At 50.4% G+C, this 14,333-nt stretch carries 18 protein-coding genes; 8 read left to right on the top strand and 10 right to left on the bottom strand.

The annotated features are described in order from the left end of the window. Positions 1–4: 4 nt before the first annotated feature. Both NZM01_06545 and NZM01_06540 read right to left on the bottom strand, forming a co-directional pair. A complete protein-coding gene (locus tag NZM01_06545) occupies positions 5–316 on the bottom strand; it encodes a hypothetical protein (protein ID MCS6959692.1) in 312 nt (103 codons plus the stop codon). A 117-nt stretch (positions 317–433) separates the two neighbouring features. Continuing rightward, positions 434–1,696 (bottom strand): ABC transporter substrate-binding protein, encoded by a 1,263-nt coding sequence (locus NZM01_06540; GenBank protein MCS6959691.1) that lies wholly within the window; start codon positions 1,694–1,696, stop codon positions 434–436. A gap of 20 nt (positions 1,697–1,716) precedes the next feature. On the opposite strand from NZM01_06540, the gene NZM01_06535 reads away from it, so the two are divergent. Continuing rightward, positions 1,717–1,971, top strand: coding sequence for a SemiSWEET transporter (locus tag NZM01_06535; GenBank protein ID MCS6959690.1), 255 nt, complete (start codon positions 1,717–1,719; stop codon positions 1,969–1,971). On the opposite strand, the gene purQ is transcribed toward NZM01_06535, so the two are convergent. Further along, entirely contained in the window at positions 1,952–2,620 is a 669-nt protein-coding gene (gene purQ, locus NZM01_06530; protein ID MCS6959689.1) for a phosphoribosylformylglycinamidine synthase subunit PurQ, read from the bottom strand. The two genes, NZM01_06535 and purQ, sit on opposite strands and share 20 nt — an antisense overlap. Before the next feature lie 68 nt (positions 2,621–2,688). On the opposite strand from purQ, the gene NZM01_06525 reads away from it, so the two are divergent. The 3 genes from NZM01_06525 to NZM01_06515 all read left to right on the top strand — a co-directional run bounded on the left by NZM01_06525 (position 2,689) and on the right by NZM01_06515 (position 4,515). Further along, the gene (locus tag NZM01_06525; protein ID MCS6959688.1) at positions 2,689–3,171 is read left to right on the top strand and encodes a GNAT family N-acetyltransferase; all 483 of its coding nucleotides are present in this window, start codon (positions 2,689–2,691) and stop codon (positions 3,169–3,171) included. A 187-nt stretch (positions 3,172–3,358) separates the two neighbouring features. Next, positions 3,359–3,988 (top strand): Uma2 family endonuclease, encoded by a 630-nt coding sequence (locus NZM01_06520; GenBank protein MCS6959687.1) that lies wholly within the window; start codon positions 3,359–3,361, stop codon positions 3,986–3,988. A 200-nt stretch (positions 3,989–4,188) separates the two neighbouring features. Beyond that, positions 4,189–4,515: a metalloregulator ArsR/SmtB family transcription factor gene (locus NZM01_06515; GenBank protein MCS6959686.1), complete on the top strand. Its 327-nt coding sequence runs from the start codon at positions 4,189–4,191 to the stop codon at positions 4,513–4,515. 64 nt (positions 4,516–4,579) lie between these two features. Here the strand turns inward: NZM01_06515 and NZM01_06510 are convergent, their stop codons facing one another. From NZM01_06510 to NZM01_06500, 3 genes are all read right to left on the bottom strand, one after another. Further along, positions 4,580–4,933 (bottom strand): DUF1257 domain-containing protein, encoded by a 354-nt coding sequence (locus tag NZM01_06510; protein MCS6959685.1) that lies wholly within the window; start codon positions 4,931–4,933, stop codon positions 4,580–4,582. A gap of 100 nt (positions 4,934–5,033) precedes the next feature. Then, the gene (locus NZM01_06505; GenBank protein ID MCS6959684.1) at positions 5,034–6,551 is read right to left on the bottom strand and encodes an AAA family ATPase; all 1,518 of its coding nucleotides are present in this window, start codon (positions 6,549–6,551) and stop codon (positions 5,034–5,036) included. A 35-nt stretch (positions 6,552–6,586) separates the two neighbouring features. Then, positions 6,587–6,856, bottom strand: coding sequence for a hypothetical protein (locus NZM01_06500; protein ID MCS6959683.1), 270 nt, complete (start codon positions 6,854–6,856; stop codon positions 6,587–6,589). Positions 6,857–7,049: 193 nt separating this feature from the next. On the opposite strand from NZM01_06500, the gene NZM01_06495 reads away from it, so the two are divergent. Together NZM01_06495 and NZM01_06490 are read left to right on the top strand one after the other, a co-directional pair. Beyond that, a complete protein-coding gene (locus NZM01_06495) occupies positions 7,050–7,505 on the top strand; it encodes a hypothetical protein (GenBank protein MCS6959682.1) in 456 nt (151 codons plus the stop codon). A gap of 83 nt (positions 7,506–7,588) precedes the next feature. Next, entirely contained in the window at positions 7,589–7,951 is a 363-nt protein-coding gene (locus NZM01_06490) for a hypothetical protein (protein MCS6959681.1), read from the top strand. On the opposite strand, the gene NZM01_06485 is transcribed toward NZM01_06490, so the two are convergent. Together NZM01_06485 and NZM01_06480 are read right to left on the bottom strand one after the other, a co-directional pair. After that, entirely contained in the window at positions 7,945–9,879 is a 1,935-nt protein-coding gene (locus NZM01_06485; protein ID MCS6959680.1) for a polysaccharide deacetylase family protein, read from the bottom strand. The two genes, NZM01_06490 and NZM01_06485, sit on opposite strands and share 7 nt — an antisense overlap. Position 9,880: 1 nt before the next feature. Continuing rightward, positions 9,881–10,282 carry a hypothetical protein gene (locus tag NZM01_06480; protein ID MCS6959679.1) on the bottom strand — a complete coding sequence of 134 codons (402 nt, stop codon included), beginning with the start codon at positions 10,280–10,282 and terminating at the stop codon, positions 9,881–9,883. 127 nt (positions 10,283–10,409) lie between these two features. Here NZM01_06480 and NZM01_06475 point away from each other — a divergent pair, with 127 nt between their 5' ends. Both NZM01_06475 and nagA read left to right on the top strand, forming a co-directional pair. Next, positions 10,410–12,107, top strand: a complete 1,698-nt coding sequence (locus NZM01_06475; protein MCS6959678.1) for an ATP-binding protein — start codon at positions 10,410–10,412, stop codon at positions 12,105–12,107. Between the two features lies 1 nt (position 12,108). Further along, positions 12,109–13,089 (top strand): N-acetylglucosamine-6-phosphate deacetylase, encoded by a 981-nt coding sequence (gene nagA, locus NZM01_06470; GenBank protein ID MCS6959677.1) that lies wholly within the window; start codon positions 12,109–12,111, stop codon positions 13,087–13,089. Here nagA and lepB (NZM01_06465) read toward each other — a convergent pair. Beyond that, the gene (gene lepB / locus NZM01_06465) at positions 13,086–13,679 is read right to left on the bottom strand and encodes a signal peptidase I (GenBank protein MCS6959676.1); all 594 of its coding nucleotides are present in this window, start codon (positions 13,677–13,679) and stop codon (positions 13,086–13,088) included. The two genes, nagA and lepB (NZM01_06465), sit on opposite strands and share 4 nt — an antisense overlap. Before the next feature lie 2 nt (positions 13,680–13,681). Then, a complete protein-coding gene (lepB, locus tag NZM01_06460) occupies positions 13,682–14,332 on the bottom strand; it encodes a signal peptidase I (protein ID MCS6959675.1) in 651 nt (216 codons plus the stop codon). Position 14,333 lies beyond the last annotated feature (1 nt).

The raw sequence follows: 14,333 nt of genomic DNA, 5'->3' as shown, positions 1-14,333 counted from the left end.
GTTCCTATTTTTTCTCGGAATCAGGGCGAATTTGTTCCGAAGGGTGGCACTCCTCAGCCGTGGGGATGTCGGCGGGGTCAACATGGGTGCGGGGTACAGAGGAGATACGCTTAGAGATACTGCCAATGCTGTCCAGTCTTACCATCTCTTCCCAGGCGCAGACTTCGTCCTCTTCCTCGGTCTCGTAGCGAATTGTTACTACATCTCCCTCAATATCTAAGATTTTTGCCCGTTCCACTAAACGTCCCTGGTCTTTCAGATAAATCCACACGTCGCTCTTAGCTTCACACAGTTGGTAGATTTTCCGATGCAACATCGCCTTTGCCTTTTCACTCAGTTTTACCGATGCTCAGAGCAGGACTTTGCTTGCCTGTTACTCTTAACATTAACCTATTCTAATCCCACTTTCCTCCTTCTGACCAGAGATGTTTGTTTATTTTAATGTCCCTTGTAGGCGCTGCTGTGCCTGGGCTAGGGCTTGGGCAGGGGTTTGCTTGCCTAGTAAAACTTGCTCGATCGCTCTGCCCAAATTTTCCGACAGACGGGGGTAGCTGTAGACCAGGGGTCGGCTTTTGCCTGCAGACATTTGCCTGAGAAAAATGCCCATGGCGGGGTTTTCCTGCAGATAGGTTTGGTAACGGGGATGACGCTGTGCTCTGAGGTTGACGGGGAGATAGCCCGTGCCGATAGCCCATTCCGTCTGGAATTCCTCACTGAGCACATACTCCATGAATTTCCAGGCGAGTTTTTGCCGTTGCGGGTTGGTCTTGAGCATAAACAGGTTTTCTCCCCCAACTACCGTAGTTGGGATACGAGCGTAGGGTAGGGGCATCACCCCATAGTCAATTCCCTTGCTGGCGATATACCGCAGTGCCCAGGAACCACTAATCTGCATTGCTACTCTCCCGGCAAAAAAATTTTCCTCTTCATAACCCCGCTCTGGTTGGGAGAGTAAGGCTTTTCCTGTTTTGACAAGATTTTGCCAGAGGGTCAACGCCTCGATCGCTCCTGGGCTATCTAATCGCGGTAAAAGTTCTGCCCCCGTACTCCATAAAAAAGGCAGCCAAATAAACACGGTAAATTCCCCTTTGCCCAGGGGTAAAAGGAGAGCATAGCGATCGGTTTTGCCATCCCCATCAATATCACGGGTGAGTTGGGCGGCAACGGCTTCTAAGTCGCGCCAGGTGCGGGGCAATTCTTTGATCCCAGCCTCTCGGAACAAACTAGGGCGGTAAAACAGAGCAACGTTATTCGTGCCAAAGGGAATTGACCACAGGTGACCCTCTAGGGACATAGTCGATCGGAGGGCGGGGTCAAGGTCAACGGCAACAGGGGAGTTGTTGAGGTAGTCATCGATCGGTGCGATAGCGTCTAGTTCTACCAATCTGCCTGTGAGGGTGGGGTTGTACCACAGCAAGTCGGGGGGAGCATTGCCCACTACCGCCGCTAAAATTTTGGGAATTTGTTGGTCTGGTTGCCCCACATAAATTGCCTCGACAAAAACTTCAGTTTGCGACTGATTGAACTTATCCACCAACCGTTGGAGAACTTCTCGATTACTGGGGGGATTAACCCCATGCCACAGGGTGATATGCACAGGGGGTTTAGGGGAAACCTGTCCACAGCCACTGCACAAAAGTAAGAGGAAAGGGAGGAGAAGCCATAGCCCGATCGATTTAATTTTCTGTACAATCATGGGGGTTTATTGGGTACGGTATGGCATGGGTTGACATTTTGGGCTATGTGGCAGCCACCTTGACTACTCTTTCTTTTTTACCCCAAGTGATCAAAGTTTGGCAGACCCGCTCGACTAAGGATTTATCCCTCACTACTTTAATTGGTCTCAACTTAGGCATTTTTCTGTGGTTGATCTACGGTTTAGTGATTAAAGCCATGCCTGTGATTGCGGCTAATGCCGTGACCCTAGCTCTGACTTTGACCATGCTCTTTTTCAAACAGCGATACGGCTAGCCAGCAGTCCCGTAAACAAACCCAAGCCATCGGTGCTTCCCAAGTCCCTATCAGCTGCCCGTTCCGGATGGGGCATCATACCCAAAACATTGCCCTGGGGATTACAGATACCGGCAATATCCTGCAGGGAACCATTGGGATTATCAACATAACGCCAAACTACTTGTCGGTTGTCTTGCAATCTAGTCAGAGTTTCCCTATCAGCGTAGTAACAGCCTTCCCCGTGGGCAATTGGTAGAGTAATTATCTGGTGCAGGTCGTAGTTCCGCGTCCAGGATAAATCTGTTCTTTCCACGCGCAGCCGCACCCGATCGCAGATGAAGTGCAAGTTGCGGTTACGCACCAATGCTCCCGGCAGTAGCCCCACTTCCGTTAAAATCTGAAACCCATTGCAAATACCCAGGACATAGCCCCCCCTGTGAGCATGATCCACTACCGCACGCAGGATAGGAGCCGATCGGGCTAGAGCCCCACACCTGAGGTAATCGCCATAGCTAAAACCCCCCGGCAAAATGACAACATCCACCCCCGCCAAGGCACTTTCCCGATGCCATAGATAAACAGTTTTCTGTCCCAACAGACCCTGCGTTACCCAAGCCACATCCCGATCGCAATTAGAACCGGGAAACACCACCACACCGAATTTCATGCTTAGTCCCTGCAACTTTGGTATTGAGTATATGCTGGAGTTAAACAATAGGCCCGCACCGAATTTTTATGCCCCTGTGTATTCGCCGCGCCCAATATCTTGATACTTACGGTATCGGACAGTTACTCAGTTTAACCTTTTATCCCTGGGCACAGTGGCTAGCACCCCTCATGGATTTACTAGTAGCATTGGATGTACAAAGTCGCTTCCAGGAACCCAATAGTCATTATCTCTGTGTCGTTGCCCTCAGCTATGGGCAGGTAATCGGAACTGTAGAAATCTCTGTGCGCACCATGGCAATTGGTAGAGTACCTTATCTATTTAATTTAGCTGTGCATCCCCGTTGGCGTGGTCAGGGTATTGCTACAAAATTATTACAAGCCTCGGAAGAGATGATTCTGAATTGGCATTTTCCCTACCTCTATCTCCACGTTTTGGCTAGCAATAAAATTGCCCAGAAACTGTACTACCGATCGGGATTTGAGTGCTGTCAAGTGGAAAAGCGGTGGTTTCGTCCCGATCGTTTACTGCTAAGAAAAGCTCTAGGCTAGTTGACATACTCCCAGTCCTAAAGGACGTGGATTCTTGTTCTTGGTTCATCCGTCGACGGGGCTCCCGAGTCGCGACAACGCTTACCAGTTCAGGTTGCCTCTTTCCCTTTCCACGTTGTAGAATCACATGAGCAGCTGCTTGGTCACGGCAAGCAATAAAACCACAGTTGGGGCAGATAAGGAAAAAATGACTACCGCTACTGCAGTTCTGCCGACCTGGCGGGCTGGTACCTGGGAAGACTTCTTAGTATTGTTGCAGCAGCCAGCTTACCAGTACGCTAAAGCTTATTACTGGCAAGGAGCCTATCAACTTGTTATGGGTGTGGGGGCGCAGCACGGTGACATCAACGCGGTCATCCTGCTTTTGCTGAGTTTCTATTGCACACTGCGCGCCATCCCTTATCGCGCTTTTGTGAATACCAGCTATCGCAAGGAAGCAGTGTGCGAGTTTCAACCAGATGTGTTCTGTTACTTTCTGGAATTGCAGGTGCCTACAGGCAGTTGTATTGTCAACCTGGAGGAATACCAGCCGCCTGACTTAGTAATTGAAGTAGCGGACACTTCTTTAGCAGACGACCTGGGCATCAAGCGGATGCTATATGAAGAAATAGGCATTCGCGAGTATTGGGTCGTGGATGCCCAAAGACTGGAAATTTTTGCCTTTGCCATCGAAAGTAACCTTGGCAGCCGCAGAATCGGTGAATCTGTTGTTTTGTCCGGCTTATCGTTGCAGGCTGTCACAGAAGCCTTACAGAAAAGTCAGACCCTAGACCACAGCCAACTCGGTCAATGGTGGATGGAGCGCCTCGCTCATTGACATACTCCTTGTCCTAAAGGACAAAGATTCTTGACGCTTCAACGCAACGCCTCGGGAGCCTTGCCGACCACCGAACACGTCCGACCGACCCTAAAGGGCGGGGTTTTAGCCCCAAATTTCTTGATAACCCTATTGTTGAGCAGAGGAACAATTCCGATCTAAGGCTAATCTTAAGTAAACAGAATCATCTCATTCACCCTATGACAGCCCTAACTGACTGCCAGATTGACAAGGGATTAATAGTAGCGGGTTTCCATGCCCTGTCTGATCCTCTTCGCCTCCAAATTGTCACCCTATTACAAAAACGGGAATTGTGCGTATGCGATCTCTGCGAACGTTTAGCCGTCAGTCAGTCTAAACTCTCCTTCCATCTAAAGGTATTGCGGGATGCTAATTTAATCCGCGCAAGACAACAAGGACGCTGGATGTACTACCGTCTTAACCCTGCCCAACTCCTAGCCTTGGGAGATTTTATCAAAAATTTACAGGACAACTGCTTTGCACAAGTCGCTCCCCCTTGCCCCTAGCCTGTACTAAAAAATAGGGCAGCCTCCCGCGGAGACCACCCTCAGACACGCAACTGGAGGAAGCTTACTTTTGGACTACCATCTGTACCTTAGCGCCGCTCAAGCCAGCTTGCTTAACTTCAGCCAAGGTCTTGTTGATGGCATACTTCTGGTTGATGGCGTTGATCAGCTCAGTTTGGTTGTGCTTCTTAGCCACACCCCAGAGGTCAGCAATCAGGTCAAAGGTACCATCGCTGTTGCGAGTCCAACCCAGGTCGTAGTCGCCTTCCAAAACAGCCACAATGTCAGCGCGGAGACGTTGACCGTTGTAACCACGCACGTCAGCATCGGTCTTCACGGTCAGACCCAAATCCCGCAGAGACTGCTTGAGGATTTCGGCGTTAGAAACTTTTGTGCGCAAAGTGCTGAAATGAGACATAATAGATTTACTCCTTGTAAAGTTGTGTAACGGTGAACAAACTGCTAGTCATCATGGTGAGTGGTGACTAGCCTTACCCGGTATTGCTACCAGGAAAGCCTTAGAACTCCAATCGCTGATATTCCGCGATCGGTGCTGCCGCTGGTCGGGCACGCGTCCTTGCCCAGTCCCGTAGGGCAGACATCTGCTCAGTCATAGTACGGGAGAGGGGCGTAGTCGATTTAATCGCTGCTAGAACATCCAACTGCCCAAACTCCCGGTCTTGAGCAAAAGCTTCATACATGGCGGCAATAACTGCCTGTTCAATCTCAGCACCAGAATAGCCCTCCGTGTTTGCCGCTAACTCCGCCACATCGAAACGGGATATATCCTGCCGCCGCTTCTTCAGGTGAATTCTAAAGATTTCCTCCCGTTCCCTAAAGCTGGGTAAATCCACAAAGAACAATTCATCAAAGCGCCCCTTGCGTAGAAATTCTGCCGGCAACTTGTCAATACGGTTAGCAGTCGCCATCACAAATACAGGGGACTTCTTGTCCTGCATCCAGGTCAGAAACGTGCCAAAGATACGAGAGGAGGTACCACCATCAGAATCCACAGAACTGCCACCCCCCGCAAAAGCTTTATCAATTTCATCGATGAAGAGAATAACTGGCGCTAGGGATTCTGCTACCTTCAATGCCCCCCTTAGATTCGCCTCCGATCGCCCTACCATTGAGCCATCGTATACCCTCCCTATGTCTAAGCGAATCAGAGGCAACGACCACAATTGTGCCGTCGTGCGGGCAATCAGGGACTTGCCACAACCAGGTACCCCCAGTAAGAGAATGCCCTTGGGCTGGGGTAAACCATAGGCACGGGCTTTCTGGGAAAAGGCATTTGCTCGCTTCTGGAGCCAGTCCTTTAGCTCCTCTAACCCCCCTACCGCCTCCATACCCTCTTCAGGGGGCAGATACTCTAAAATGCCGTTGCGGCGAATAATTTGCTGCTTTTCTGATAAAACAATCTCTACTTCTTGTTCCGTTAGTTTCCCATTAGAGACGTAAGCCTTACGATAGACTTTCTCCGCTTCATCGTGGGTCAAACCCAAAACGGCTCTTACCAACTTTTCCCTTGCCTCCCCGCTCAACCGCCGACATTTGTTAGCCAGCAACTGCCGATCGAGTACCGCCTCCAATTCCTCCACCGAAGGTAGGGGCAAATCTAGCACCACTATGTCCTTCTCAATCTCGGGGGGAATAGCCATTTGGAAGGGAGACAGTAGAATTATTGCCTTTTCACTGTTTTTGAATTCCCGAATTGTATCCCGCAGCAGTCTTGTCACCTCAGGATTGGCAATGTAGGGATGAAAATCTTTGAGGACGTAAATAGCAGGGTTCTTTTGTGCCATAATCCAGTGCAGGGCAGGGTCGATCGCCTTAGTACTAGAATGCACTGGGTTTTGATTTTCCTTCTGTTGTAAATCCACTAAACCCCTGGTAATTGTCCAGACATAGACGCTGCGATTTAATTCTTTTTGTGCCAGGTCAGCGATTACTTTCTCCGCCCGCTCCTCTTCGGGAGTGACCAGGTGGATCAAGGGATATTGCGCCTTTAGCAGGATTAGCAGTTCATCTTTCATAGTTTCACCCTTGGGTAATCGCCATAACCTTTGCTTTAACAGTGCACTAATTGTGTGTCGTTATCTTCTAACACAGTCAGTGGAGACGGCGTTTCGCTAATTTTGACTAGCTTCCCTTGCCGTAGCACTACAGGCTGAGTGCAGGCAGGACAATGGTATACCCGATGGATATGCCCCGCACCCATTGCTTCCACTACCTCAGGGTGCTGCAGGTAAAAGGCAATTGCCTGCTCTGCCATCTCCGACATTGTGGTCTCTGCCAACACCGATCGCACCTTTAATTGGTGGTGGAGCTCCTTTGACAAATGTAACGTTACCTTGTGCCTATCTTGTTGCATATATGGTTTCTCGAAGTACCCGAGTTCATAATACTCTAATTTGCTCCCTTTTTTCTGTCAAGCTGTCGTGCCAGCAAACCAGATAAATTGTAATATTTATTTACATTGGAACAGAGGGGGATGGGCATAGTCTGAAGATTTAAGGAGTGGGAGGCAAGATATGGCAGTCAAGGGAGTTATTTGGCGGTGGGGGTTAGTCCTTTTGTATGCTCTGCCAGGGATGGGGCAAACGCTGCTGTTGAGTCGTAATTTTCGTCCTGACCCGCTACAGATGAGTGGGAGAGCTGGGGGGGATGTGAGTTTAGCAGTGCTGGCGGGGAGTGCCTCTGGCTGTCGGGGGTTTGCCCAGAGTGAACCGAATCATCTGTTGACGGTGACGGAGTCTTTTCCCCTCCTGGACATGGTGGCACTGACACGGGATGTCAATCAAGATTTGACAATGCTGGTGAAGGGACCGGGGGGGATGGTTTGGTGCGGCGATGACGAGTACCGAGGACGTAGCCCTAGGGTTTCCGCCCGTTTGGCCAAGGGCATTTACCAGGTGTGGGTAGGGACAGGGGAGCAGGGTCGATCGGTAGATTACACTTTGTCTATCAGTGAAACGCCCCACAAATGAGAAGTGTAGTTCTTTTTTGGGCTGCCCTATGCTTAGCCCCCTGGGGGTTCGCGAGTCTCACCGAGCGGGGGAGTTGCCAGGAGATGCTCAAACCCATTGCCCCTAAGTTTAAGCCTGACCCCATTGTGATCGAAGGCAAGGTGGAAGGGAACATTCCCATTGGGGAAATTGTTAAGGGGAAGGAAGTAAAGGGAAAATGCGAGGGTTACAGTAGCAGCCATCCCACCTATCTTTTGCCCTTGCCCCAGAATTTCCCCTACCTCAATGTCAAGGTGCAGGGGGAGGGGTTAATTTTGTTGGTACAGGGACCTGATGGGGTGTTTTGTCGCCAGGAAAACCCCGAACTCTCTGGAATGTGGACAGCCGGCACTTATCAAATTTGGATCGGCACTAAACAGAGGACTAAAACTAAATTCCGCCTCAGTTTCAGTGAAATGAATCAGTAGCTGACCTGACACCAATCGGTATTGTCTTTCTTCTCTGATGCTGGTACTGGTTGGGGGGGGAGCAAGGCTACGACATGGGGGACGGGGCGGGGCTGATATTCCATCACTGATTTACCCTCGTAGGACAGGGCAGCGCTAGCACCAGAGTCTAACATCACCGCCTCGTAGATGCCCACTTTTGCTAAAATCTGCCCCAATCGCACGGAGTCCACCATGTCCATCGTCACCCCAATCATGGGACGACCCGCCCGATCGATACCCCAAAAAGCTCTATCCCGTTCCGCATCAAAGCCATAGAGTTTGCCGAAACTAGCGGCATCCCTAGGTTTGCCATTTTTGACCAGCCAACCCGCTGCTACAAAGGCATCCTTCACTCCTGGTAGTTCTTGCTCCACTGCTGCCAGGGAAATGTGCCGATCGGGGTCATAGGGCACAAATTTGACTGTGCGATCGGAAATTAGCACCAATGGTCGGCCCCGCAGAAGGGGATTTTCTCCTTTCTTGCCTGGATTGAATACCCCCGCCGTCTGGGAATAGCGACTAAGGACAGGACCTATCATTTGATTACTGTCTAACAATTCTAGGGAGAAAAAGCCCCCATCTACAGCCGCCACAGCGTTGGGGATTGTTTTTTGAATTTCCTCCACTTGATAGCGACTATCAGCATGGGCTGTTACGGGCTGTCCCCCAAACACTAGGGTTAGGCGTATCCCGTCCACCCTCACTTGATGTTTCTCGATCGAGCTATGGAAATTCACTGGGGCAAAGCCCTGCTTGACGGGTACTACGGCAGCGAAATTGGTTTCCGCCCACCGCGGTTCGCGAGTCTCACCGAGCGGCGGTTCGCGAGTCTCACCGAGCGGCTGCTGCGCTTCCTTAACTACATCACTAAAGCGGGACTGACCATAGCGGCGTAGACTAAACACATCCTCCGATTCCGTCGCCGAGGTTTCGTAGTTGGGGTCTAGACTCATAGACAAAGCGGCGCGGTAACCTGCCTGGGCTACCTGCTCCTTAATGGCAGGGGTGTAGCTGCCCTCTGGATAAGTGAAATACTTAATCGGTCGCCCTAACTTGGACTCCAGGATTTTTTTCGATTCCACCAGTTCCCGATCGATTTCTGCAGGAGACAGTTCTGTCAAGTTGCGGTGACTGACAGTGTGGGAAGCAATGGTGATTAACCCGCTCTGGGCCATTTCCTGCAATTCTGCCCAAGTGGCTTTAGGTTTACCCTGGGTACTGCCCACAAAACCTGTATGTACAGACCACACCGCCGGGAAATTGTATTGTTTGAGGAGAGGAAAGGCGTAGAGGTACTGCCCGCGATAATTATCATCAAAAGTTAAAAGTATGGGCTTGGGGGGCAAACTAGCACCGGTTTCTAAGTGCCGCAGCAACTGGTCCATGGTGATGGGGTTCATCCCCGCTGCTTTCAAAGTAGCAAAGTGTTCTGCCAGCTCTTGGGGAGTCACGTCGTAGTCTACCTCTTTGACAGGGGTAATGTCGTGGTACATCAGGATAGGCACGTAGGTTCCCCTCGCCCCTTCATGGATGTAGGGATAGCTAGGGGGGAGCAGGGCAGTGATAATCTCTGCCTTAATAAGGGGATAGAATGCTTCCAGGGGATTGAGGGCAGCAGTGCGCAATTGCTGGAGATTGTCCGTCAAGCTGGCTAGAGCAGGGGCTTCACAGCCGCTCGGTGAGACTCGCGAACCGCTAGGGATTCTCTGGTAGGCAGCTGCTCGGTGCGACTCGCGAACCGCCGAATTGTAGGAAAAATTAGCTTGCAAGGGACGGAAGGCCTGGAGTACGGAATAAGTCACGATTGCCCCTACGCCAATTGCTCCACCAATCAGCAGGAAGAACAGGAAAGTAGCGACCACAGAAGGAGGCTTGTGCCTGCGGGCAGGGTGTTTAGTTTTTCCCATGTCATTTGCGCGGTAGACAGGCGTAGCCTCCTAGCATTGGTGTTGGTACAGTACCAGGATAGGCTTGGCAGGATTCAGTTGCTTCTTGTACCAGTTGTTTGGCATTCGGTAATTTAGCAACCGCGGGAGAAACAGGGACATCGCTACTACTAACTGCACCATCTGCATTAGTTGGCACATCTAAGGCTTCTTCCCGCAGGAGACTCCTACCTTCTCGCGTCGGCAAACAGCGCCCCAGTCTGGGGTTAAGGGCAGTACCGTCAGGACAGGTCTTGTCACGACCACGGGGAAAACTCAGCCCAGGTGTAGTGGAAGGAATGACAGGAGCTGGTGCTAGGGGAGTCAGTAGCTGCGCTTGCAAAGGCAAGACTATCACGATCGGTGCCAGCATGAGAAGACGCATGGAAGTTTCTCCCAGATTTGCTAACATCATTCTACAACTGGCAAGGGCAATGATCAACACAAAACAACAGAGCTGACAAAGTCAATCATTTTCTGTTACGATCACCAAAACGGAAAGATGGCAACAGATGGATGGTAACAGACCATTGGGGGTAGTTGTACAAGGTTCTCTGAGTCAGGGTTTGGCAGTGCGTTTGTACGGCGATGTGTCAGTGGAAGAAATGCGAGTGGGGAAGTTTTTGGTTGTCCAGGGTAGGCGCGCTCGTTTCTTTTGTATTTTGACGGATGTAGCCCTGGGAACGGCAAGCCCCCGCATCTTAATCAATCCCCCTGATCCGCAAAATCTGTTCTTGACGGAAGTGCTGGCAGGTACTGGTACTTTTGGCACCATCAACTTGGCACCGATGTTGATGTTTGACAGCCCGATCGACTTGTTACCACTGCCAAAGAAGGGAAAACGCCAACGGCAACCGATCGAGGCAGAGACGGAAGTCAATCTCTTACCAGTAAAGACAGTACCAACCCACTTTTCCCAGGTATTTGAAGCAGTGGAGCGAGATTTTCGCATTGTCTTTGGCTGGGAAGATGACCCCCATAAGCGCAACTTCGCCATTGGTCACCCTGTGGACATGGATGTGCCGGTCTGCATTGACCTCGATCGGTTTGTGGAGCGGAGTAATGGTATTTTTGGCAAATCAGGTACAGGTAAATCCTTTCTGACGCGGCTATTATTGTCGGGGATTATTCGCAAACGGGCAGCGGTCAATCTCATTTTTGATATGCACTCAGAATACGGCTGGGAAGCAGCAGCGGAAGGTAAGAAAACCCATACTGTCAAAGGACTGCGGCAACTGTTTCCTAGCCAGGTACAGATTTACACCCTTGACCCCGATTCAACTAAGCGGCGGGGGGTGAGAGATGCCCAGGAACTCTACATCGGTCTTGATCAGATTGAAGTAGAAGATTTATTGCTGGTCAAAGAGGAACTGAATCTATCGGAGGCGAGCATTGAAAATGCCATCATTTTGCGCAATGAGTTTGGCAAGCAGTGGATCGATCGGTTACTGGGCATGAGCAATGCTGAGATTCAAGAGTTCTGTGAAACCCGCATGGGCAGTAAGTCTTCCATCATGGCATTGCAGCGCAAGCTAATGCGGTTAGAGGAATTGAAATACTTAAAGCGCACCTGTCCTGACAATCATATCAAACAGATATTGGATGCCCTCAGTGCCCACAAACATATTGTCATTGAATTTGGTTCCCAGTCCAATTTACTCTCCTACATGTTAGCGACAAATATTATCACCCGCCGTATCCACCAAGCCTATGTCCGCCAGGCGGAGAAATTCCTGCAGACCAAAAATCCCAGCGATCGTCCCATTCAGTTGATGATCACCATTGAAGAAGCCCACCGCTTTTTGAATCCCCTGACTGCTAAGCAGACTATTTTTGGCACCATTGCCAGGGAGATGCGCAAATACTTTGTCACTCTTTTAGTGGTTGACCAACGACCGTCAGGGATTGACAATGAAGTCATGTCTCAGATTGGCACCAGAATCACAGCTCTCTTGAATGATGAAAAAGATATTGAGGCGATTTTTACAGGAGTAGCGGGGAGCGGGAATTTGCGGTCGGTGCTAGCGAAACTGGACTCGAAACAACAGGCACTAGTTTTAGGTCATGCGGTACCGATGCCAGTTGTCATTCAAACCAGGCGCTATGATGAACAGTTCTACCAAGAAATTGGTGAAACCAACTGGGAAAAAGCTTCCACAGAGCAGGTACTAGAGGCAGCGGAAGTGGCACGGGCGGATTTAGGGTTTTAGGATGGAGATTCTCACCTATTCAGCGGGGGGAGTAGATTTACAAATTAACGGTGCCTTGGGTCTGTCTTTCAACCGTTTGGACTGGTCGCAGACAGAGAAACTGATCCAGGTCTGTCAGTTTTTGTATGACCAGGGGATTGACGCTTTTCTCCCTACTTTAGTTACTACAGATAGGGAATCTTTACACCGATCGTTATCTGTCATTCAAGCAGTTATGGCGCAGGGGACAGGGGGAGCTGAGATTTTAGGCGTACATTTGGAGGGCCCGTTCTTACATCCTGAGAAGCGGGGGGCACATCCTGCTACTCATCTGCTACCTCTGACATTAGAAAATGCCAAGCGGGTGGTGGGAGATTTTGCACCTCTTATCCGTCTGATGACTATTGCGCCGGAATTAGATGAAACAGGTGAAGTTATCAGTTTTTTACAAAACCTAGGCATAAAGCTCAGTATGGGTCACACTACTTGTACCCTGATGCAGGCACAGCTAGCTTACGCAAGGGGTGTAGATTTGGTCACCCATTTGTTTAATGCCATGCCCAGTCTCCACCATCGGCAGCCAGGAGTAGTCGGTTTTGCCCTTACTGCCCCCATGTGGTGTGGTTTGATTGCCGATGGAAAACATCTCCACCCCCAAGTAGTTGAGTTGGTCTACCGCTTAAAACAGCACCATCTATTTTTGGTCAGTGATGCCCTTCCCCCCTTCGGTTTGCCGACAGGAGAATATCCCTGGGACGAACGATCGATAACAGTCAGAGACAACAGTTGCTATCTAGCTGACGGCACTTTAGCAGGGACTACCCTGGGTCTGCTGGCGGGAGTGATTAACTTAGTGAACTGGGGAGTGTGTGCATTACCACAGGCCCTCGCTCTAGCAACTATCCATCCCCGTCTGGCTTTGGGTCTGCCCCTGCCACAGCAGCCCTCTTTGGTTTGGTACCAGGCAGAGGGGGGAGGAATCGAGTTTAAGCGCTACAGTTAATAATCAATGCCAATCAGTTGTTTCTCCATGTTGAGGTTGGGATGGGGATACTGGGGCAAGGTAATCAAACCCAGACGAAGGTTGGGGGGCCAGAAGCGCAAAATAGCTCGCCCTTGGATGTTTTCTTGAGGGAGAAACCCCCAAATATGGGAATCATTGCTGTTGTTGCGATTGTCCCCCATCACCCAGTAGTAACCAGGGGGCACCACAAAAGGGGAAATTTCGTAGCGGGGGGGTTCCAGAATGTATGGCTCCTCCAGGGGGATACCGTTGATAAATACTTTGCCGTCTTTGATGGCTACCTGTTCTCCCGGCAGTCCGATCACACGCTTGATGTAGGCTTTCCCTGCCATAAAAGGGGGCTCAAAGACAATGATCTCTCCCCGTTTGGGTGCTCGCCAATGGTAAGTCAGTTTTTCGACCATGATGCGATCGTTGACCTGCAATGTCGGCTCCATGGAACCCGAGGGGATATAGCGGGGTTCTATGACAAAGGAGCGCAGGAGAACAGCTATCACCAAAGACAGGAGAATTATACGTAGGGATTCCCCCTGCTTCTGCCACCAGTCTTTCCAGGAAAACTCAGCCATACTCAGTTCAAGGTGTATTCAGGAGTCCTAATCACACCAGCACGACGATTGGGGGGCCAATAACGAAAAGCCGCCCGACCCACGACATTTTCCCTCGGTAAAAATCCCCAAACATGGGAATCCAAACTGTTATTGCGATTATCCCCCATCACCCAGTAACTGTCGGGGGGAACAACGAAACTGGGTACTCCCTTCATTTCCACAATTTGGCTGGGTTGGAAACAGTTGTCAGGGCACAGGGCAGGGTCAGTAGTAGGTAGCGTATAGACAGCAGGGGCAGTGATATAGGGTTCAGGAATAGGTGTGCCGTTGACATAGACTGTGCCATTCTGAATGCTGATCCTGTCGCCAGGTAGTCCTATTACCCTTTTAATGTATACACTCCCTTTGTTTGGAATAGCGGGATGGTTGGGCGGATGAAAGACAATGATCTCTCCCCGCTGGGGGTTGCGGAAGTAGTAGGAAATTTTTTCAATAATCAATCGGTCTTTGATCTGTAGCGTTGGCTCCATGGAGCTGGAGGGTATGTAACGGTTTTCGGCAATGAAGGTGTGCACCCCAAAAAAAAGTAACAGTGCCATCCCGATCGTGTGCATGGTTTCTTCGGCGATCGCTTTTACGGAACGTTTTTTCTGGGAGAGGGTATCGGTCATG

The sequence above is a fragment of the Pseudanabaenaceae cyanobacterium SKYG29 genome, assembly GCA_025055675.1.
Taxonomy (GTDB): domain Bacteria; phylum Cyanobacteriota; class Cyanobacteriia; order Pseudanabaenales; family Pseudanabaenaceae; genus M5B4.
Note: the sequence above shows the minus strand (reverse complement) of the source record. Positions and strands in the feature narration are given on the sequence as shown.